At 62.1% G+C, this 19312-nt stretch carries 19 protein-coding genes; 8 read left to right on the forward strand and 11 right to left on the reverse strand.

All coding sequences use genetic code 11. The features are described 5' to 3' along the window. Nucleotides 1-9: 9 nt before the first annotated feature. The 3 genes from BUA36_RS12915 to aptA are packed head-to-tail and all read right to left on the reverse strand — an operon-like array spanning nt 10 to nt 3983. Nucleotides 10-1503 carry a CoA-acylating methylmalonate-semialdehyde dehydrogenase gene (locus BUA36_RS12915; protein WP_072785076.1) on the reverse strand — a complete coding sequence of 498 codons (1494 nt, stop codon included), beginning with the start codon at nt 1501-1503 and terminating at the stop codon, nt 10-12. A gap of 22 nt (nt 1504-1525) precedes the next feature. Next, complete coding sequence (gene ald, locus BUA36_RS12920) at nt 1526-2641, reverse strand: alanine dehydrogenase (protein WP_072785078.1); 1116 nt, start codon at nt 2639-2641, stop codon at nt 1526-1528. A gap of 25 nt (nt 2642-2666) precedes the next feature. Continuing rightward, a complete protein-coding gene (gene aptA, locus BUA36_RS12925) occupies nt 2667-3983 on the reverse strand; it encodes an omega-aminotransferase AptA (RefSeq protein ID WP_072785080.1) in 1317 nt (438 codons plus the stop codon). 190 nt (nt 3984-4173) lie between these two features. Here aptA and BUA36_RS12930 point away from each other — a divergent pair, with 190 nt between their 5' ends. Together BUA36_RS12930 and BUA36_RS12935 are read left to right on the forward strand one after the other, a co-directional pair. Then, a complete protein-coding gene (locus BUA36_RS12930; protein WP_072785082.1) occupies nt 4174-5634 on the forward strand; it encodes an aminotransferase-like domain-containing protein in 1461 nt (486 codons plus the stop codon). Beyond that, a complete protein-coding gene (locus BUA36_RS12935) occupies nt 5622-6281 on the forward strand; it encodes a TetR/AcrR family transcriptional regulator (RefSeq protein ID WP_072785085.1) in 660 nt (219 codons plus the stop codon). The genes BUA36_RS12930 and BUA36_RS12935 overlap by 13 nt, the downstream gene beginning before the upstream one ends. On the opposite strand, the gene BUA36_RS12940 is transcribed toward BUA36_RS12935, so the two are convergent. Further along, nucleotides 6241-7176, reverse strand: coding sequence for a choice-of-anchor A family protein (locus BUA36_RS12940; RefSeq protein WP_072785087.1), 936 nt, complete (start codon nt 7174-7176; stop codon nt 6241-6243). The two genes, BUA36_RS12935 and BUA36_RS12940, sit on opposite strands and share 41 nt — an antisense overlap. A 92-nt stretch (nt 7177-7268) precedes the next feature. On the opposite strand from BUA36_RS12940, the gene BUA36_RS12945 reads away from it, so the two are divergent. The 5 genes from BUA36_RS12945 (at nt 7269) to BUA36_RS12965 (ending at nt 10367) form a co-directional block, all read left to right on the forward strand. Beyond that, the gene (locus BUA36_RS12945; protein WP_229255696.1) at nt 7269-7817 is read left to right on the forward strand and encodes a GNAT family N-acetyltransferase; all 549 of its coding nucleotides are present in this window, start codon (nt 7269-7271) and stop codon (nt 7815-7817) included. Nucleotides 7818-7920: 103 nt separating this feature from the next. Beyond that, entirely contained in the window at nt 7921-8187 is a 267-nt protein-coding gene (locus tag BUA36_RS12950; RefSeq protein WP_072785091.1) for a hypothetical protein, read from the forward strand. Next, on the forward strand, nt 8184-9113 hold the full coding sequence (locus BUA36_RS12955) for a sensor histidine kinase (RefSeq protein WP_072785094.1): 930 nt from the start codon (nt 8184-8186) through the stop codon (nt 9111-9113). The genes BUA36_RS12950 and BUA36_RS12955 overlap by 4 nt, the downstream gene beginning before the upstream one ends. Next, nucleotides 9110-9871, forward strand: a complete 762-nt coding sequence (locus BUA36_RS12960) for a LytR/AlgR family response regulator transcription factor (RefSeq protein WP_072785096.1) — start codon at nt 9110-9112, stop codon at nt 9869-9871. Before BUA36_RS12955 ends, BUA36_RS12960 begins: the two co-directional genes overlap by 4 nt. Nucleotides 9872-9926: 55 nt before the next feature. Continuing rightward, complete coding sequence (locus tag BUA36_RS12965; protein WP_072785098.1) at nt 9927-10367, forward strand: VOC family protein; 441 nt, start codon at nt 9927-9929, stop codon at nt 10365-10367. Here the strand turns inward: BUA36_RS12965 and BUA36_RS12970 are convergent. The 3 genes from BUA36_RS12970 to BUA36_RS12980 are packed head-to-tail and all read right to left on the reverse strand — an operon-like array spanning nt 10343 to nt 12191. Beyond that, complete coding sequence (locus BUA36_RS12970; RefSeq protein WP_072785100.1) at nt 10343-11050, reverse strand: molybdopterin-dependent oxidoreductase; 708 nt, start codon at nt 11048-11050, stop codon at nt 10343-10345. The genes BUA36_RS12965 and BUA36_RS12970 overlap by 25 nt on opposite strands. Continuing rightward, nucleotides 11047-11589, reverse strand: a complete 543-nt coding sequence (locus BUA36_RS12975; protein ID WP_072785102.1) for a cytochrome b/b6 domain-containing protein — start codon at nt 11587-11589, stop codon at nt 11047-11049. Before BUA36_RS12975 ends, BUA36_RS12970 begins: the two co-directional genes overlap by 4 nt. Next, complete coding sequence (locus BUA36_RS12980) at nt 11589-12191, reverse strand: hypothetical protein (RefSeq protein WP_072785104.1); 603 nt, start codon at nt 12189-12191, stop codon at nt 11589-11591. Before BUA36_RS12980 ends, BUA36_RS12975 begins: the two co-directional genes overlap by 1 nt. 113 nt (nt 12192-12304) lie before the next feature. On the opposite strand from BUA36_RS12980, the gene BUA36_RS12985 reads away from it, so the two are divergent. Continuing rightward, nucleotides 12305-13753, forward strand: coding sequence for an HD domain-containing phosphohydrolase (locus tag BUA36_RS12985; RefSeq protein WP_072785106.1), 1449 nt, complete (start codon nt 12305-12307; stop codon nt 13751-13753). A 1-nt stretch (nt 13754) separates the two neighbouring features. Here the strand turns inward: BUA36_RS12985 and BUA36_RS12990 are convergent, their stop codons facing one another. From BUA36_RS12990 to BUA36_RS13005, 4 genes are all read right to left on the reverse strand, one after another. Further along, entirely contained in the window at nt 13755-14975 is a 1221-nt protein-coding gene (locus BUA36_RS12990; RefSeq protein WP_072785108.1) for a nucleoside deaminase, read from the reverse strand. Further along, nucleotides 14975-15382, reverse strand: coding sequence for a cytidine deaminase (locus BUA36_RS12995; protein ID WP_072785110.1), 408 nt, complete (start codon nt 15380-15382; stop codon nt 14975-14977). Before BUA36_RS12995 ends, BUA36_RS12990 begins: the two co-directional genes overlap by 1 nt. An 82-nt stretch (nt 15383-15464) precedes the next feature. Continuing rightward, nucleotides 15465-16790 (reverse strand): thymidine phosphorylase, encoded by a 1326-nt coding sequence (gene deoA, locus BUA36_RS13000; RefSeq protein WP_072785112.1) that lies wholly within the window; start codon nt 16788-16790, stop codon nt 15465-15467. Between the two features lie 123 nt (nt 16791-16913). Continuing rightward, nucleotides 16914-19298: an aldehyde dehydrogenase family protein gene (locus tag BUA36_RS13005; protein WP_371851442.1), complete on the reverse strand. Its 2385-nt coding sequence runs from the start codon at nt 19296-19298 to the stop codon at nt 16914-16916. Between the last annotated feature and the right edge of the window lie 14 nt (nt 19299-19312).

A 19312-nucleotide genomic window follows, 5' to 3' on the forward strand; every position in this document is an offset into this window, starting at 1 on the left:
TGGGTGTTTTTATTTCATCTGAGGGAATGCAAATTCTGCGCCAGCGCTTGCCGTATTTGGCCAGCGCTGCATGACTGCTTTATGCCGCGTGTAGAAGCGCACGCCTTCGGGACCATATGCATGATGATCGCCAAACAGGCTACGCTTCCAGCCGCCAAAACTATTGAAGGCCATCGGCACCGGCAGCGGCACGTTCACACCAACCATGCCGACCTGAATCTGGCGCACGAACTCGCGCGCCGCGCCGCCATCGCGCGTGTAGATCGCTACGCCGTTGCCATACTCATTGCGGTTGATCAGTTCTACCGCACTGCCCACATCCGGCGAACGCAGCATGCACAGCACCGGCCCGAAAATCTCTTCCTTATAAATCGACATATCCGGTGTCACATGATCGAACAGGGTACCGCCGATGAAGAAGCCATGGTCGCGGCCAGGCACCTTGTGGTTGCGGCCATCGACCACCAGTTTGGCTCCCTGCTCAACGCCTTCGCCGATCAGGCGCTCTATGCGCTGCTTGGCGGCGCTGGTGACGACCGGTCCCATTTCGGCGTCAGCCGCCATACCGTCGCGCACTTTCAGTGCAGCGGTGCGCTTTGCCAGTGCGTCGACAATCTTGTCGCCTGCATCGCCCACCGCCACTACCACCGAGATCGCCATGCAACGCTCGCCGGCCGAACCGAAGGCAGCCCCCATCAGCGCATCGACGGTCATGTCCATATCCGCATCCGGCATCACGACCATGTGATTCTTCGCACCGCCCAGCGCTTGCACGCGCTTGCCCGAGGCGCAGCCGCGCGAGTAGATATATTCCGCAATCGGCGTCGAACCGACAAAGCTGATCGCCTGCACCACGGGATGGTCGAGCAGCGCATCGACCGTGACCTTATCGCCCTGCACCACATTGAAGACACCATCAGGTAAACCAGCCTCCTTCAACAGCCGCGCATGCAGCAGCGACGCCGACGGGTCGCGCTCGGATGGTTTGAGCACAAAGGTATTGCCACACGCGATGGCGACCGGGAACATCCACATCGGCACCATCACAGGAAAGTTAAACGGCGTAATGCCCGCCACCACGCCCAATGCCTGGCGCATTGACCAGGCGTCGATGCCGCGCGAAATCTGGTCGGTGAATTCGCCTTTAAGCATCTGCGGTATGCCGACCGCGAACTCCACCATCTCGATCCCGCGCGCCACCTCGCCTTGCGCGTCGGCGAAGGTCTTGCCATGTTCGCGCGTGACCATGGCCGCGAATTCGTCGGTGTGCTGCTGACACAATTGCAGATACTTGAACAGAACACGCGCACGTGTCAGCGGTGGCGTGGCGGACCACGAGGGGAATGCCTGCTCCGCTGCGCGCACGGCGGCATCAACCTCCTCCGCCGTGCCCAGCGCAACCCTGGCTACCGGTTCGCCCAATGCGGGATTGAACACGTCTGCATGGCGGCCGCTTTGCGTATCGACGGTGACGCCGTTTATATAATGGGTGATGGTATCCATGATGCTCTTTCAAGTGTGCGGTTCAGCCCAGCAGGCTGTCCGCGTCTACATAGGTATAACCAAGGCCGTGCGCCACCGCTTCATACGTGACGTGGCCCTGGCAGACATTCAAACCGTTCTTCAAATGCGGATTGGCTTTCAGCGCTTTCTGCCAGCCCTTGTCGGCCAGTGCCAGCGCATGGCGTATCGTTGCGTTATTCAGCGCGAAGGTCGAGGTGCGTGCCACCGCGCCAGGCATATTGGCCACGCAGTAGTGCACCACGCCGTCCACCACATACGTTGGTTGCTCGTGCGTGGTGGCGTGCGAAGTTTCAAAACAGCCGCCCTGGTCGATCGCCACGTCCACTACCACCGCGCCCTGCTTCATGCGCGCGATCATGGACGCGGTGACCAGCTTGGGCGCGGCCGCACCGGGTACCAGCACGCCACCGATCACCAGGTCCGCGTCCAGCACCGCTTCCTCGATCGAGTGTGCGTTGGAATACATGGTGGCAACGCGATTGCCATATACGAGGTCCAGCTGGCGCAGGCGGTCAACGTTCTTGTCGAGTATCGTCACGCGCGCGCCGATGCCAACCGCCATCTGCAAGGCATTGGTGCCAACCACGCCCGCGCCGATAATCGCGATATGGCCCGGCGCCACGCCCGGCACGCCGCCCAGCAACAGGCCCATGCCGCCCTTGGATTTCTCCAGATGCGCGGCGCCAGCCTGGATCGACATGCGCCCCGCCACTTCGCTCATCGGCGCCAGCAACGGCAAGCCGCCGTTGGCGCCCGTGATGGTTTCGTAGGCGATGCAGACCGCGCCGGACTTGACCAGTGCCCTGGTCTGCTCCGGGTCCGGCGCAAGGTGCAGATAGGTGTACAGGATCTGCCCTTCGCGCAGCATGGCGCATTCCTGCGGCTGCGGTTCTTTCACCTTCACGATCATCTCGGCGCGGGCAAAGATTTCTTCCGCGCTGTCGATGATGCTGGCGCCGGACGCTTCATACATCACATCCGCCAGGCCAATGGCCGCGCCGGCGTTTTTTTGTACCAGTACCTGATGACCACGCAAAACGAGTTCTTTCACGCTGGCCGGGGTAAGGCCAACACGGGACTCCTGGTTCTTGATCTCTTTTGGGACGCCGACCAGCATGGTTTTCTCCTCTGCGCTATGCGCTTTAGTCCAGATTTTTAAGTACTTCCCTCAGCTTTCCAAACAACTCGTCAATGTGTTTCTTCTCCAGCACCAGCGGTGGCGACAAGGCGATGATGTCACCGGTCACGCGGATCAAGACGCCATCCGCAAACGCCTGCTTGAAGGCGGCAAATGCACGCGCGCCAGGCTTGCCCGCAATCGGCGCCAGCTCGATGCCGGCGATCAGGCCGATGGTACGAATGTCGATCACGTGCGGCAGGCCTTTCAGCGAATGCACTGCATCGGCCCAGTACTCGGCGATGCCGGCGGCGTGCTCCAGGATCTTCTGTTCCTTGAAGACTTCCAGCGTCGCCAGCGAGGCGGCGCAGGCCACAGGATGGCCCGAGTAGGTGTAGCCGTGGAACAGTTCAATCCCGGCCGGCGCATCCATGAAGGCATCGTGGATATGCTGTTTGCTGAACACCGCGCCCATCGGAATGGTGCCGTTGGTGAGGCCTTTGGCAGTGGTCATCATGTCCGGCTCGACGTCGAAGTAGTCGGCCGCAAATGGCGTGGTCATACGGCCAAAACCGGTAATCACTTCATCGAAGATCAGCAGGATGCCGTGCTTGGTGCACAGTTCGCGCAGGCGCTTGAGATAACCCTTGGGTGGAATCAGCACGCCGGTCGAACCAGCAACCGGCTCCACGATCACCGCGGCGATGGTGGACGCATCATGCAGCGTGACGATGCGTTCCAGCTCGTCGGCCAGATTGCCGCCATATTCAGGCTCGCCGCGCGAGAAGGCGTTCTTGTCCAGGTTGTGCGTGTGCGGCAGGTGATCCACGCCAGGCAGCATCACGCCATACGGCTTGCGGTTACCGGCGATGCCGCCCACCGAGATGCCGCCAAAGCCAACGCCGTGGTAGCCGCGCTCGCGACCGATCAGGCGCGTGCGGCTCGCCTCACCGCGCGCCTTGTGATACGCCAGCGCGATCTTGAGCGCAGTGTCCACCGCTTCGGAACCGGAGTTGGTGTAGAACACATGGCCGAAGCGGTGATTGGTGTACTCCATGAGCTTTTCGGCCAGATCGAAAGCGGCCGGGTGGCCCATCTGGAAGGTTGGCGCGAAATCCAGCTGGCCCACCATCTCGCGCACGGCGGCGACGATCTTCGGTTGCGCGTGGCCGCACGGCACGCACCACAGGCCGGCGGTGCCGTCCAGGATGCTGCGGCCATCCACGTCCTTGTAGTACATGCCTTCCGCCGACACCAGCAGGCGCGGATGGGCTTTGAAATCACGGTTGTTCGTGAATGGCATCCAGAAGGACGCCATCGATTCTGGTCGGGACTCGTTCATGCACATCTCCTAGGAAACAACTGCTTTCGGATTTTTTTGACGAACCGTAAAAAAATTTACCAGTTGGCAAAATGATGATGCAATAATAGACAGCAGGACAACTATCGCACAGATACACAAATCGCAAAACTGTCCAACCGTACTGGCAACAAAAACACTACAGTTTCATTTACGCTGCGCGGAGTCAAGGATGGAAGAGACAAGTCCTGTGATCGATCAAACCGGTGGGCCGGGAAGCTGGCCCTGCGTGGTCATCGAGCGCAGACAGAAGGGCCGCCTGGTCGAACAGATCGTCGCCGCCATCAGCGATATGGTGGCGCGGCGGGAGTTGCGCATAGGCACCAAAATGCCGTCGGTGCGGCAGTTTGCCAAGTGTAATGGCATCAGTACCTTTACAGTTGTGGAATCCTACGACCGGCTGGTGACACTGGGCCTGCTGTCGTCGCGCCGCGGCTCGGGCTATTTTGTCGCGCGCCAGGACCTGCCGGCGGCGCTGGCGCCGGCCGCGTTTCAGGCCACGCCCAGCGCCATCGACGCACTCACGCCGGAACTGTATTCCGGTGTCTCGGAAGCTTTGCCCGTGGGCGCCGGCTGGCTGCCGCCAGAGTGGTATGGCGAAGACACCATCCTCGACGCCGTGCGCCAGGCCATGCGGATTCCCGCCAACCGCCTGCGCGGCTATGGCCATCCGCTGGGCTTCCCGACACTGCGCCAGTACATGGCCAGTACACTGGCCGATGAGCTGTTCCCGGTTGAACCGGAACAGATCCTGCTCACCCACGGCGCCACCCACGCCTTTGACCTGGTGCTACGCACCCTGACCCGGCCCGGCGATACGGTGCTGGTGGAAGATCCCGGCTACAGCAACCTGCTGTCACTGATACGCCACCACGGCTGTATCGCGGTGGGCATTCCGCGCGGCGAGCATGGACTGGACCTGGAAGCGCTGGCGCAGCAGGCGGCGCAAACCCAGCCCAAGCTCATGTTCGTCAACACAGTGCTGCAAAATCCGCTCGGCACTTCGCTCAGCATCGCGCAGGCGCACCGGTTGCTGGCACTGGCCGAGCAGTTCGACTTCTGGCTGGTGGAGGACGACATCTACCGCGAACTGGCGCCGCGCGGCGAAGCGTCGCTGGCGGCGATGGATGGGCTGCGGCGCGTGATCCGCGTCGGCAGTTTTTCCAAGACGCTGTCGCCGGTGCTGCGCGTCGGCTCCATCTGCGCCTCCACGTCGCTGGTCCCCGAACTGCTGCGCGTGAAGATGCTGGCCGGCCTCACCACCTCGGAGATCAACGAACGCGCCGTCTACCACGCCATCACCGCACGGCCCTACCGCCGCATGGTGGACAAGCTGGTCACGCAGCTGGACGCCGGCCGCGAACGCGCCATGGGCAGCCTGCGCGAAGTCGGCATGACCTTGCTGGCGCGGCCGCGCGGCGGCATGTTCGTCAGCGCGGGCTGGCACGATGCGCCCACGCCGGAATGGAATGGCAAGATCATCGCCGACCAGGCGCTGAAGCACGGCATACTGCTCTCGCCGTGCGACTTCTTCATGCTGCGCGCACCGGAATCGATCTGGTTCCGTTTTAACGTAGCTTACGCAGACCACCCACAACTGCAAACCTTCCTGAGACGCATATGCCGACAGTAAAAATCAATCGCCGGGTGCTCAACCGCGACAAGCTGGAAGCGGAAATCACCGCCGAAGCCGTGCGCGTGTTTGCCGAATTCGGTTATGAAGGCACTTCCATCGCCACCGTGGCGGAAAACGTCGGGCTGTCGAAACAGAACCTGATGTACTACTTCCCCACCAAGCAGTCGCTGTACCAGCGCGTGCTGGATGAAGTGCTGGATGACTGGCTGGCGCGCATGGAAAGCCTGGCCCACGCCGACCAGGATCCGCGCGAAGTGCTGCGCGCCTACGTGCAGGCCAAGCTCAGGTTCTCGCGCGAGAATCCGTGGGCCTCACGCGTGTACGCAATGGAAGTCATCAGCGGTGCGCCGCTGTACGGCGGCCAGATACAAAGCCGCGTGGTACCGCTGGTGCGCCAGGATATCGAGGTGTTCGAGCAGTGGATCAGCGAGGGGAAGATGGCGCCGGTGAACGCGACGCATCTGCTGTTTGCGATCTGGGCGATGACGCAGTCCTATGCGGACTTTTCGGCCCAGATGGCGCTGGTCCTGAACCGCAAACAGCTGACAAAGAAAGACTTCGACGATGCCGAGAAGGTCATCGTCGATATGGTGCTGTCGGCGATCAGCGTGCCGCAGCAGCCTGCTTGCGGCGGCGCGCCATGAAACCGGCCACACCCAGACCAGCCAGCATCATGGCATAGGTCTCCGGCTCAGGCACCGGCGCCGCGAAGGCCTGGATGTTGGCCTGCTTGAAGAAATTGCTGGCGTTGATCTGCACCTGCGACGACCAGGCATCCACGATCACGTTACCGTTGATGACGCCACTGCCGCCATTGACGCGGGCGTTCGGCGCCAGCAGGCTGACGTTGGCGCCGGTGGCGATATTGAGCGCGGTGGCATCGCTGAAGTTGAACAGCACGTTGTAGCCGTCAAACGCCTGGTAGCCGCCCTGCAGCAGCGCCGAGCTGCCCTTGACATTGACGATCAGCGTGGCGCCTTTGGCCATGCCGGAGATGTCGTAGTAAGTACTGTTTTTGAGCCAGCTGGAATCCAGGTTAATCACTTCGACCGACTTGTTGCTGCCGGTGATGTAGACACCGCCCCATTTCTGTTGAGCGCTGCTGGTCGACGACAGACTCGACAGCGACTTGGACGTCTGCGTCAGGTGCGATTCCACCGTCGCAAATTTCACCGGCGCGGTACCACCCTTGACGGCCGAAGCCGTGGTAGCGTTACTGATTTTGGATTTGCCGCCGACATAGGTGTCGCCATTCAGGATGTCGCCGCCCTTGAAGGTCAGGTTGCCGCCAGCAATCAGGGCATAGTGGCCGTAAGCATCCTTGTTTTTCAGATTGACGGTGTAGGAACTCAGGCTAACGTTGCCAGCGGCAACGATGGCGCCTTCAACGTCCGCGCTGGGTGCGCTGAAGTCGGTAAAGGAAAACACATTGGCCCCACCGACCATCGAGCTCAGGTCCAGAACACCAGCTTGTGCGGAGCCCAGCGAAGCAATTGCCAGCAGAAGAACGGAAACAGCGGTTTTCTTTAAGACAGCCATGAATTTCCCCATAAGAAACTTAAGTTTCCAACAGGATATCACAATTTAAATTATTTTGCTCTATGGAAATAAAAATATCAGCTTTTCATCCTTTGTCCCTGACCACCCCGCGCCTGTTGCTGCGTTTTGTCACACCGGAGGATGCGGGCGCCCTGTTCCGCCTGTTCTCTGATGCCGAGGCGCTGCGCTACTGGAGCAGCGGGCCATGGCTGCACATTGCCCAGGCCGCAGACAATATCGAGCAGACGCTCAAGGCCTACCAGGACGGCACGGCCTTGCGCCTGGCGATGGTCTTGCCCGACGGCGAGCTGATCGGCACCGTCACCCTGTACGATTTCGACCGCCGCAACCACCGTTGCCAGATCGGCTACATGCTGGCGCGGCCGCACTGGGGGCAGCGCTACATGCAGGAAGCGCTGGCCGCGCTGATCGCCCATGGTTTCGGCGCACTGGAACTGCACCGTATCGAAGCCGATATCCATCCCGACAATATTGCATCCGGCCGCATCCTGGAGGGCCTGCATTTCCAGCGCGAAGGCCATTTGCGCGAACGCTGGTTTGTCGGTGGCGAGATCTCCGACAGCATCATTTACGGCTTGCTGCGCAAGGACTGGCACGCCGCCATCCATCGCACGCAATAACCGGCTGTCCCCGCCAAAGCGCAGTTGATCGGAATTCGCTACAAACGGCAAAACTGCTTTGATACAGTGATCCCATCGCAACACGTTTTGATGGAGATGCAACATGAGCAAATTGAACACGCAAGCAGTGCTGGACTTGATGGAAGAGATCCTGCGCGCCTTCATGCAAACCGTACGCTACGGCGTTCGCCTGATCGGCCGCATGTCGCCGCCCGCACTGCTGGGCGCCGCGCTGCTGCTGGCGTTCATCTGCTCGATCCTGCCGTTGGCGCTGGTGCTGTTCGTGGTCTTCATGTTAATCAAGCTGGCGGTGGGCGCCTGCGTGATTGGCGGCCGCCGCGCTCGCCGCAATCAGGAGCACGTTGAATGAAAAAGAATCGGCTGGCACAAGCCGGCTACAACAACGCCAAGAGCCTGCTGGACATCATCCGCGAGATAGGCGAAACCGCAGTCACGCTGTGGTGGCATTTCTTCGACTGGCTGGCACAGGTCGAATGGCGCAAGCTGGTCATCATCTGGCTGTTGTTGCTGATCCTGTCGGCGTCGCTGTTCCACGTCAATGAACAGGCCTGGGGCTTTATCCTCGCCTCTTTTGGCCTCAAGGTGCTGGCAGGCGGCAAGCGCAAGGCCGAGCTGGAAGCGCGCAGCGCCGAATCGCACGCCGACGAAGAGAGCATCGAACGGCGCGTGGTCGAAGCCCGCATGGCGGCGCTGCAAGCCCAGGTTGAACCGCACTTCCTGTTCAACACCCTGGCGCTGATCGGCCAGCTGATTGAAACCGATCCGCCGCAGGCCGCACGCATCCACCAGAACCTGATCGACTACCTGCGCGCCACGCTGCCGCAGATGCGCGCCAAGGGCGCGGGCACACTGGGCCGGCAGATCGAGATGTCGCGCGCCTACCTGGCCATCATGCAGGCACGCATGCGTTCGCGGCTGGCGGTGTCGGTCGACGTGCCGCAGGATATGCTGAGCGCCACCTTCCCGGTGATGATGCTGCAGATCCTGATCGAGAACGCCATCAAGCACGGCCTCGAACCCAAGATTGACGGCGGCCGTATCGACATCCGCGCTGCGGTCGACAACCAGATGCTGCAAGTGGATGTGATTGATGACGGCGTCGGTTTCAATCCTTTCTCCAGCGATGGCGTCGGCCTGGCCAATGTGCGCGAACGCCTGCGTATCCAGTACGGCAACCGCGCGCAACTGGTGATTGAGGCGCCGCTGACCGGCGGCACACGCGCCAGCATCCGCGTGCCATATGCGCCGGACATTTTTGCAGGAGCGCCCAAATGAACCGTCCCACCGCATTAATCGCTGACGACGAGGAAGGCATGCGCCAGCAGCTGCGCAGCCGCCTGCAGGATGTGTGGCCGGCGCTCGACATCGTGGCGGAGGCAGCCAACGGCATCGAGGCTGTGGCGCTCGCTGGCCAGCATCAGCCCGACATCGTGTTCCTGGATATCCGCATGCCGGGGCTGTCCGGCATCGAAGCGGCGCGCATGCTGTTCAACCGCTGTCACCTGGTGTTTGTCACCGCCTACGACCAGTATGCAATTGAAGCGTTTGAACAGGGTGCGCTCGACTATCTGCTCAAGCCCGTGGGCGGCGAGCGCCTCAAGACCACCTGCGCGCGCCTGCAGACGCTGATCGGACAGCAGCCGTCCAATATCGAGCGGCAGCTGAGCCAGTTGCTGTCGCATCACAGCAAGCCCGCCGCCAAGCAGGAATACCTGCGCTGGATACAGGCGGTGGTGGGCGCCAACCTGCGCATGATCTCCACGCGTGAAGTGCTGTTCTTCCAGGCTGATGAAAAGTACACGCGCGTGCAGACCGAGCAGTCTGAAGTCCTGATACGCAAAACGCTCAAGGAGCTCGCCGACGAGCTCGATCCCAACGAATTCTGGCGCATCCACCGCTCCACGCTGGTGCGCGTGGATGCGATTGAAGAAGTGACGCGTGATCTGCGCGGGCGGCAAATGGTCCGCATCCGCAATCATCCGGAGCTATTGGAAGTGAGCCGCGGCCACACGCATTTATTCCAGCAAATGTAACGTGCTCCCGCTGTCGTTGGGACTATACTGGACAGCTCAACTGAGGGAGGGAACGATGTCCAGCATACCCAAGCAAACCACCAGCAGCGTCATGCCCTGCATGCGCTACCGCGATGCCCCCGCCGCCATCGAATGGCTGTGCAACACCTTCGGCTTTGTACCACAGCTGATCGTGCCCGACGGCGACGGCGGCATCGCCCACGCCCAGCTCGCGTTCGGCAACAGCATGATTATGCTGGGCTCCGCCTTCGATACGGAATATGGCCGACTGCTCAAGCAGCCGGTGGAAATCGGCGGCTTCGCCACCCAAAGCACTTATCTGGTGGTGAACGACGCCGACGTCGTCTACGGCCGCGTACTCGAAGCCGGCGGCCGCATTCTGCTGGACATCAAGGACGAGGACTACGGCGGCCGCGGCTTTACCTGCAGCGATCTTGAAGGCCATGTCTGGAGTATCGGCACTTACGATCCCTACAAGCCTGCAAACCAGTTATAGCCGTGCAGGTCTTCCCAGTATCCGCTGGTGAACCGGTTCGTGACGACCAGGCCCGTCAAGTGTTTGGGATTCTTGAATCCCAGCTTGGTGGGAATGCGCAAGCGTAGCGGAAAACCAAACTCGTCCGGCAAACTATCCTGACCGTTGAAGCCAAACGCCAGCATGGTTTGCGGATGCAGCGCGCTTGCCATATCGATGCTGGTGTAATAGCCATCCGCGCAAGTGAACGCGACATATTTTGCGCTGATGTCCGCACCAAGCAGCGCAAGAAAATGCCACAAGGGCACGCCCGTCCATTGGCCGATGGCGCTCCAGCCCTCAATGCAAACGAGCCGCGTAATTTCAGTGCGCGGCGGCAGCGCCTTGAGCTGCTTCAGCGTCCACGCACCTGGCTTGCGGACCAGACCATCGACTTTGAAGCGCCATTGCTGCTCATCGATTTCGGGCACCGACGCTTCCGAATAAAAAGCATTGAAGCGAAACGGCAGCGTCAACTCACTCTGCGCGAAAGTCGGCGCCAGCGTCTGCGGGCGAAACAGCGCGGCTTGCGCCACATCGTTGAAACGTGAGACGCGCTTTAGTGCGGCTTCCACCGTTGCCCCGTCCGGCAGCAGTGCCAGCGCGGCGCCACCCAGTGACAGGCGCAGCAACTGGCGGCGGCCAGTCCAGATCTTTTGCGTCATTTTCTGATTCCTAACATCGCCAACAACAGGCGCGGCGACAGCAGCGCCAGAGAAATATGCCCGCAAGCGAACACGGTCAGCAAACCCATACCCATGAAATGCGCTTGCCGCGCCATCTGATAGCCACCGAACGCCTGCGTCAGCCACTGCAGCTGCACCGGCTTCCAGATGGCCAGACCGGACAACGTCATCATCGTCAGCAGGCACAGCACACCGAGATATGCAAGCTGCTGCACGCGGCTGCGTCCATGTCCGCCGTGACTGTCATCCGGCGACAAATACAGGCGCCGCAGACGGCCGCTCAGCAACAACAGGCTGACAGCGACCAGGCCATTCGCCGCCAGCAGCCACATGCCGGCGAAATGCCACAGCAGCGCGCCTGGCAGGCTGCCGCCCAATGTCAGGTAGCGTGGAAAGCTGCCGATCCAGAACGGATCGGCGTTGTAGACCTGCCAGCCACTGCCCAGCATCACTGCAAAGACGACAGCATTTGTCCAGTGACACAGCCGCACCCACAGCGGCGGCGCAATAGCAGACATCAGATCGGTGGCAGGAAGCCATCACGGCCAACCAGCACCGCATTGGCGCTGGTCACGCCATCCGCCCCCACAGCGCCGATCACCAGCACCTTGGCGCCCACGACAATCAGCTCACGCTTACCCGGCACGAACTGGCCGTAGACGGTGGCGTTATCCAGCACGACCTGCTGCGTCTTTTCGCCGAAGTGCATTTCCAGTTCGGTGGCGCTGGCCTTCTTGCTCACCTTGGCGACGGTGGCGTTGGTCATCGTGCTGCGGTCGCCCATATCCCACGGGAAGTGGCCTTCGTTCATGCCGCGCGCGGCGTCGGGGAAAACCATCACGCCCATGGCGCGCACCTTGCCTTGGGGCGCCGGCGCGGCGGCGATACCGAGGTAGGCGTTTTCCTTGATGGCTGCGGCGGTGCTGCGCGAGACATCGAGCACCTGCGCCTGCTCCGGCAGTTTCACCGTGGTTTTCACGCCCTTGCGGTCGGTAACAGTGAGTTCAGTGGCGCTCACGGCGCTGACCTCGCCGCGCAGATGCACCTGGCGATCGGCGGCAAAACCGGCGCTTGCGGTCACGAGGGCGGCACTGGCGACCAGTAGATTGAGCAGTTTCATGGCATTCCTTGATTGAGTGAACGAGAGCCAGCACTATGCCGCCCTGCCCTGGCGGCCGCCATCGGTCAAACATCCGATGCCGGCCGGACGGCGTGGGTCGCTATAATCGCGCCATGTATCCTGACACCACCGCCTCCATCACCGACACCATGCACACGCTGGCCTATATCGGCGACTTGAGCATGGGCCAGCCGACCGAGCACTCGCTGCGTACCGCGTGGCTGGCGGCGCGCATCGCCGAAGCGGCAGGACACGCGGGCGATCACTGTGCGGCCGTCCAGCAAGTGGCGCTGTTGCGCTGGTCCGGCTGCACCGCCAACGCACCGGAATTCAGTGCGCTGATCGGGGACGACGTCGGCATGCGCGCCAGGATGCTGTCGCAAAAAAATGACCCGGCTTTCATGCAGTCTGCCGAAGCGGTATTCCGAGAGATCTACCAGCTGTCAGAGATTCACTGTGAAGTCTCCGGTGAAATTGCCGCCATGCTGGGCGTTTCTGCAGACGTTGAACGGGCGCTGCGCAGCATCTTCTCCACCTACGATGGCGCCGGACCATCGCATCTGCGCGACGGTCCCGTACCGGACAGCGTGTACGTGGTTGCACTGGCCAGCGATATCGAAATCCTTGGCCGCGAACAGGGTGTGGCGCGTGCGCTGGACGTCATCGCGCACAAAAGCGGCAAAGCCTATCCGGCAGCACTGGTGGCCATCGCCGTTCAGCATGCCGCCACGTGGCTGGAACAACTGGAGCGCGACGAAGACTGGCAGGCTGCCCTGGACTTTGAAGCCTGCACCCGCAGCAGCGCCGTACCGCTTGAACTGCTGGCCGACGTCATCGACCTCAAACTGCCATGGATGACGGGCTACTCGCGCCGCGTCGCACAAGTGGCCTGCAACGCCGCCGGCGTGATGGGGCTGGACACGGACACCCAACTACGCTGCTACCGCGCAGCGTTGGTACATGGCATTGGCCGGGCGGCGGTACCGAACAACGTCTGGAACACGAGCGGAAAGTTGAGCGCAGGCGCGCGCGAGCAGCTACAGCTTGCGCCTTACTGGACCAGCCGTGCCGCAGCGCGCAGCGGAGCACTCGGCGCCGCTGCGGACATCGGCTCCTATGCCAGCGAACGGTTGAATGGCAGCGGCGCCTTTCGCGCGTGCACGCACACGGCGATCCCACTGGACGGCAAAATCATCGCCGCAGCCACGGCCTGGGTCGCGCTGCAGTCCATGCGGCCATGGCGCGCAGCGATGACGGCTGACCAGGCACGCGCCACGCTGGAGGCGGAGGTAGCGAATGGCCGCTTCGACGTTAACGCAGTACGCGCCGTCAGCGGCGCTGCACACACGTCCGCCGAAGCGGTGGAGAACATTCTGCTCACACAAAGGGAAGCCGAAATATTCCGTCATATCAGCCTTGGGCTGACCAACAAGGAAGTCGCCCGGGAATTGGCAATCAGTCCCAGCACCGTACGCACTCACGTGGAAAACGTCTTCCGCAAGCTAGGCTGCAACACGCGCGCTGCCGCCACGCTCAAAGCCTCAACCCTGCGGCTGCTGTAATTCAGGCCAGTGCGGCGACCAGCGCATGATCGGCAACCTGCGTCGGGCGGATGCGGATGACGCTGCGGTAAAGGGGCGGCATGGCGGCGCAGACGGCGGCCAGCTCGGCCTCTGGCAACGACGGCAGCACGTACTGGAACTGCGCCGGGTTCTTCAACGGCAGCGGGCCTTCCATCGTGGAGCCATAGGCGCCAAGGTTCATGAAGCTGACGGCGCTGCCATCCGGGCCTTTGGCAAACACGAAGGTGCCGTCTTTCGGATGGCCGAGGTAGTGGCGTATTTCTTCATGCCGCGCCGGCGCGGCGCCATGCATCAGTTTATAGCGCAACTGTGCGTAAGCACGCGTGGTTTCCATGAAGGCGCTGCGAATGCCCGATTGCGTCATGCGGCCTGGCATGCAGAGCAGCAGATTGCCGAACGAATCCAGCAAGGCCACCGCATCCCCTGCCCCGCCATGTTCGCGGTCGCGCGCCATGGCCTGCTTCAGGAACGGCGCCAGACCTGCATCCGGCGCGTGTGGTTTGCCGCGATAGGTCAAAGCATCGGGATATTGCTGTTTCAGCGCGCGCACAATGTAGTGATCGGCGGGCAGCGTGGCAGGATCTTTCAGCAGCTCTTGCGGCAGATCGGTATTAAACATCTCCATCACTTCGGCCGACGTGGCCTCGAACACCAGCGAGCACAATGCCTGCGTTGGTTCGGAGATGGTTTTGCCGATGAAGAAAGACTTCGGTGTGGCGCCGGTGCTGGCGCGCGAGTACAGCGACGTGCCGAGGATGGCGGGATAACTGAAGCTCTGCTCCGCCTGCGCGCGCAACGGTTCCGGCAACGCAGGGAACGTGGCGCTGGCGTCATAATTGATGCCGGCGTTCTTGTCCGGCGCCGCCACCACCACGTTAAAGCCACCGGCCAGGATCGCACCACTGCACATGCAGCACGGGTCCAGCGAGGTGACGATGGTGATGTCCTGCGGCTCGGGCAGATCACGGCCCTTGGCGCGTTCGGCGTAGTACCAGTCGATAAGCTGGCGTTCGCCGTGTGCAGTCGGGTCAAAGATCAGGCCATCCTTGATGACGTTGTTGTGCAGCGACTGCAGCACGTTGCCGTGCTGGTCGAGCATCAGGCCGCCGACACCGAACGTGCCCTGCGTTTTGGCGGCTATCGCTTCGGCTGCCGCGATGGCGACCGCCGCTTGCACATCAATCGTCTTCTTGTGTGCCATTACTTTTTCTTGAGGTCCTGGCCACCAAAGGCATTCGGCAGCTGTGCGGCTGCGGTGGTTTCGTAGACGTCACCTTTCAGGTTGGTCAACAGGATAGGCAGCTCATTGCCGCCCAGTTCCAGGATCACCTGGCGGCAAGCGCCGCACGGAGCGATCGGACCATCGGTTTCGCCGATGACCACCAGCTGTTCGAAATCACCCTGCTGATAGCCGTGGGCGAACGCGCTGAAGAAGGCGGTACGTTCGGCGCAGTTGCACAGGCCATAGGATGCGTTTTCCACGTTACAGCCGTGGAAAACCTTGCCGTCATTGGTCAGCAGCGCGGCGCCGACCTTGAAGTTGGAGTACGGGGTGTAAGCCTTCAGACGCGCGGCGGCGGCTTCGGCGATGAGTTCTTGCTTGTTCATGATGAGTTCCTCCAGCCGTCGCTCCCGCGCACGCGGGAGTCCAAGCTGAATATGCGTCCCCGCCTGCGCGGGGACGACATGGTTACGGGCGAATCGTGCGATAGACAACCGGGTTGGCGGCAGCTGCTGCATCGGTGATCTGATAGGCCGCCTGGATTTCGCGGATCGCCTGCTCGGCCGCTTCCTGCGTACGCGCATGCACCATCGCCAGCGGCTGGCCTGCTTCCACTTTATCACCCAGGCCAACCAGGTCAGTCAGGCCGACAGCAAAGTCGATTGGGTCCGCAGCACGGCGACGGCCGCCGCCCAGCGACACCACTGCCAGGCCGATATCGCGGCAGTTGGCCGACGCAGCGTAACCCGATGTCAGCGCCGGCGCCGGCACGATGATCGGCGAACGCTCCAGGTACTTGTCCGGATTGTCCATCAGGTCCGCAGGGCCGCCCAGCGCCACCACCATGCGCGCAAAGCGTTCCGCCGCTTCGCCGCTATCCAGCGATGCCTGCAGCTTGGCGCGCGCTTCCTCTTCGGTGGCAGCCAGTTTGCCCAGCACCAGCATCTCGGCGCACAGCGCCATGGTCACTTCGTGCAGACGCGCAGGACGCGACTTGCCGCTCAGGTAATCGATCGCGCCGCGTACTTCCACCGCGTTACCAGCGTATGGCGCCAGCGACTCGTTCATGTCGGTCAGGATTGCCGAGGTCATCATGCCCGCACCGTTGCCGACCTTGACGATGCTCTCCGCCAGCTCCACCGATTTCTCGTAGCTTGGCATGAAGGCGCCGCTGCCGACCTTGACGTCCATCGCCAGCGCATCCAGGCCTGCCGACAGTTTTTTCGACAGGATCGAACCGGTAATCATGGCCACCGATTCCACGGTTGCGGTCACGTCGCGCACGCCGTAGAAGATCTTGTCCGATGGCGCCAGCGACGCGGTCTGGCCGATGATGGCGACACCGACTTCTTTTACCACCTTGCGGAACAAGGCGTTGTCCGGCACCGTGGTGTAACCAGGGATGGAATCAAACTTGTCCAGCGTGCCGCCGGTGTGGCCCAGGCCACGGCCCGAGATCATCGGCACGTAGCCACCGCAGGCTGCCACCATAGGACCGAGCAGCAGCGACACCACGTCGCCGACGCCGCCGGTGGAGTGTTTGTCCACCACGGGACCGTTCAGGTCCAGCGAGCGCCAGTCCAGCACTTCGCCGGAGTCGCGCATGGCCAGGGTGAAGGCCACACGTTCGTCCATGCTCATGTCATTGAAGTAGACCGCCATCGCCAGTGCGGCGATCTGGCTTTCGGTCACGCGACCGGAGGTAATCCCGCCAACGAAGAACTGGATCTCTTCGGCCGACAGCGCGCCGCCGTCACGCTTCTTGCGGATGATCTCTTGGGGTAAATAGGACATGGAATTCTCCATAAAACTAATTGATAACGCCGCAGTGGAGGCTCGCGGCACCCGCGAACCCCGCACTGCGGCGGCGCCAGGGTCTGACCCCGTAGGGGGTCAGACCCTGCTGTCAGGGGTGCTTTATACGCCGTAAGGAATCCAGATGTTCTTGACTTGCGATGCGTGAGCCAGCACGGCACGGCCGCCCGCTTGCGCCGTGCTGTACCAGTCGCGGCCTTTGGCGCCGCCCACCCAGGTACGCTTCAGCGAACCTGCCGACAGACGCTCCACTTCCGCACAGCCTTCGGCCGAACCGTCATGACGCCACACCGCATCGATATCCGAGTGCGTTGCCAGCGTACGCGCCAGTTCATCGGCCGAACCGGTGATGATGTTCACCACGCCAGCCGGCAGGTCCGAAGTATCGAACACCTGGTACAGATCGGTCGCCGACAGCGGATGCGCTTCCGACGGCACCACGACCACGCGGTTACCCAGCGCAATCGCCGGCGCCACCAGAGAGATGAAGCCCAGCAGCGGCGCTTCGTTCGGGCACACAATACCGATCACACCCAGCGGTTCATTGAGCGCCACGGTAATGCCGTGCATTGGCGGCTGATGCGCCAGACCGTCGTATTTGTCAGCCCATGCTGCGTAGTAGAACAGACGCTCGATCGATGCCTGCACTTCCTTCTCGGCGTTTTTCGAACCGGTCATCGCGGCGATGCGGGCAGCGAATTCCTCGCCACGCGCGGCCAGGTTTTCAGCGATGTAGTACAGCACTTGCGCGCGGTTGTGCGCAGTCGCTTTGGTCCAGCCGGTTGCCTTGTGCGCAGCTTCCACGGCGTTACGGATGTCCTTGCGGTTGCCCTCGCCCACTTCGGCGATGAAGGAACCGTCCGCACCGTGAATCGCGCGGCTGTAGGCGCCGTCAGGGCGGGCCTGCTTGCCGCCGATGTACAGCTTGGCGGTGCGGTCGATGGCGAAAGCGCCCCCGGCAGCGACTGGCGCGGCCTTGGCTTTTGCTTTCGGCTCGGTCACTGGCGCCGCAGGACGCGCATCTTCCGCCTTGGCGGTCAGGTACTCGTACATGCCTTCGCGGCCGCCTTCACGGCCGTAGCCGGATTCGCGGTAGCCACCGAAACCGCAAGCAGCGTCGAACTGGTTGGCGGTGTTAATCCACACCACGCCAGCCTTGATCGCAGGCGCAACGTCCAGCGCCAGCGAGATATTCTCGGTCCACACGCATGCGGCCAGGCCGTACACGGTGTTGTTCGCCAGTTGTACTGCTTCTGGCGGCGTGCGGAAGCTCATCGCCACCAGCACCGGGCCAAAGATTTCAGCCTGCGCCACGGCAGCAGCGGTCGACGCGCCGGTAATCAGGGTTGGCGGGAACCACGAGCCGTTGGCTGGCAATTCGCACGCTGGCTGGTATACGGTGCAACCTTCGTCGCGCGCCGATTGCACCAGGCCTTCGATGCGCTGCTTCTGCACTGGATCGACCAGCGCCCCAATGTCCATCGACTTGTCCAGCGGCGAACCGAGGGTCAGCTTGTCCATGCGGGCGCGCAGCTTGGCCAGGAATTTCTCCTGTACCGATTCCTGCACCAGCAGGCGCGAACCTGCGCAGCACACCTGGCCCTGATTGAACCAGATCGAATCGACCAGGCCTTCAACCGCAGCATCCAGATCCGCATCTTCAAACACGATGAATGGCGATTTGCCACCCAGCTCCAGCGACAGCTTCTTGCCGCTGCCTGCCGAGGCTTCGCGAATCAGGCGGCCGACTTCGGTCGAACCGGTGAAGGCCAGCTTGTCGATACCTTCGTGCTTGACGATGGCTTCGCCCACGCGGCCATCGCCGGTGATGATGTTGACCACACCAGCCGGCACGCCAGCCTGTACGCAGATGTCAGCGAACAGCATCGCAGTCAGCGAGGTGAATTCAGCAGGCTTGAAGACAACGGTGTTACCAGCGGCCAGCGCCGGCGCGATTTTCCACGCCAGCATCAGCAGCGGGAAGTTCCATGGCACGATCTGGCCGATTACGCCAACCGCGCGGTAGTCCGAAAATTCTTCAGCTTGCAGCTGCGCCCAGCCGGCGTGGTAGTAGAAGTGGCGCGCCACCAGCGGCAGGTCGACATCGCGGGTTTCGCGGATGGTCTTGCCGTTGTCCAGCGTTTCCAGCACGGCGAACAGGCGCGCATGCTTTTGCATCAGGCGGGCGATCGAGTACATCACCTTGGCGCGGCCATGGCCGCCCAGTGCCTGCCAGCCTGGCTGCGCGGCGCGTGCCGCAGCGACTGCGCGGTCAACGTCGGCAGCGCTGCCCTGGGTCAGGTCGGCCAGCTTGGCGCCGTCGGCTGGATTGATGGACGCGAACAGTTCACCGGCTTCGCTCCATTCGTTGTTGATGAACAGGCCGAACTGGCGGCCGCGTTGTTCCAGCCACGCTTGCGCTTCTTTGGTGCTTTCCGGTGCTGGGCCGTATTCCATGGTGTTGAGGATCTCTTTAATGGTTGGCATGACGGTGTCCGTAA

It is taken from the genome of Duganella sacchari, from assembly GCF_900143065.1.
Classification (GTDB): domain Bacteria; phylum Pseudomonadota; class Gammaproteobacteria; order Burkholderiales; family Burkholderiaceae_D; genus Rugamonas; species Rugamonas sacchari.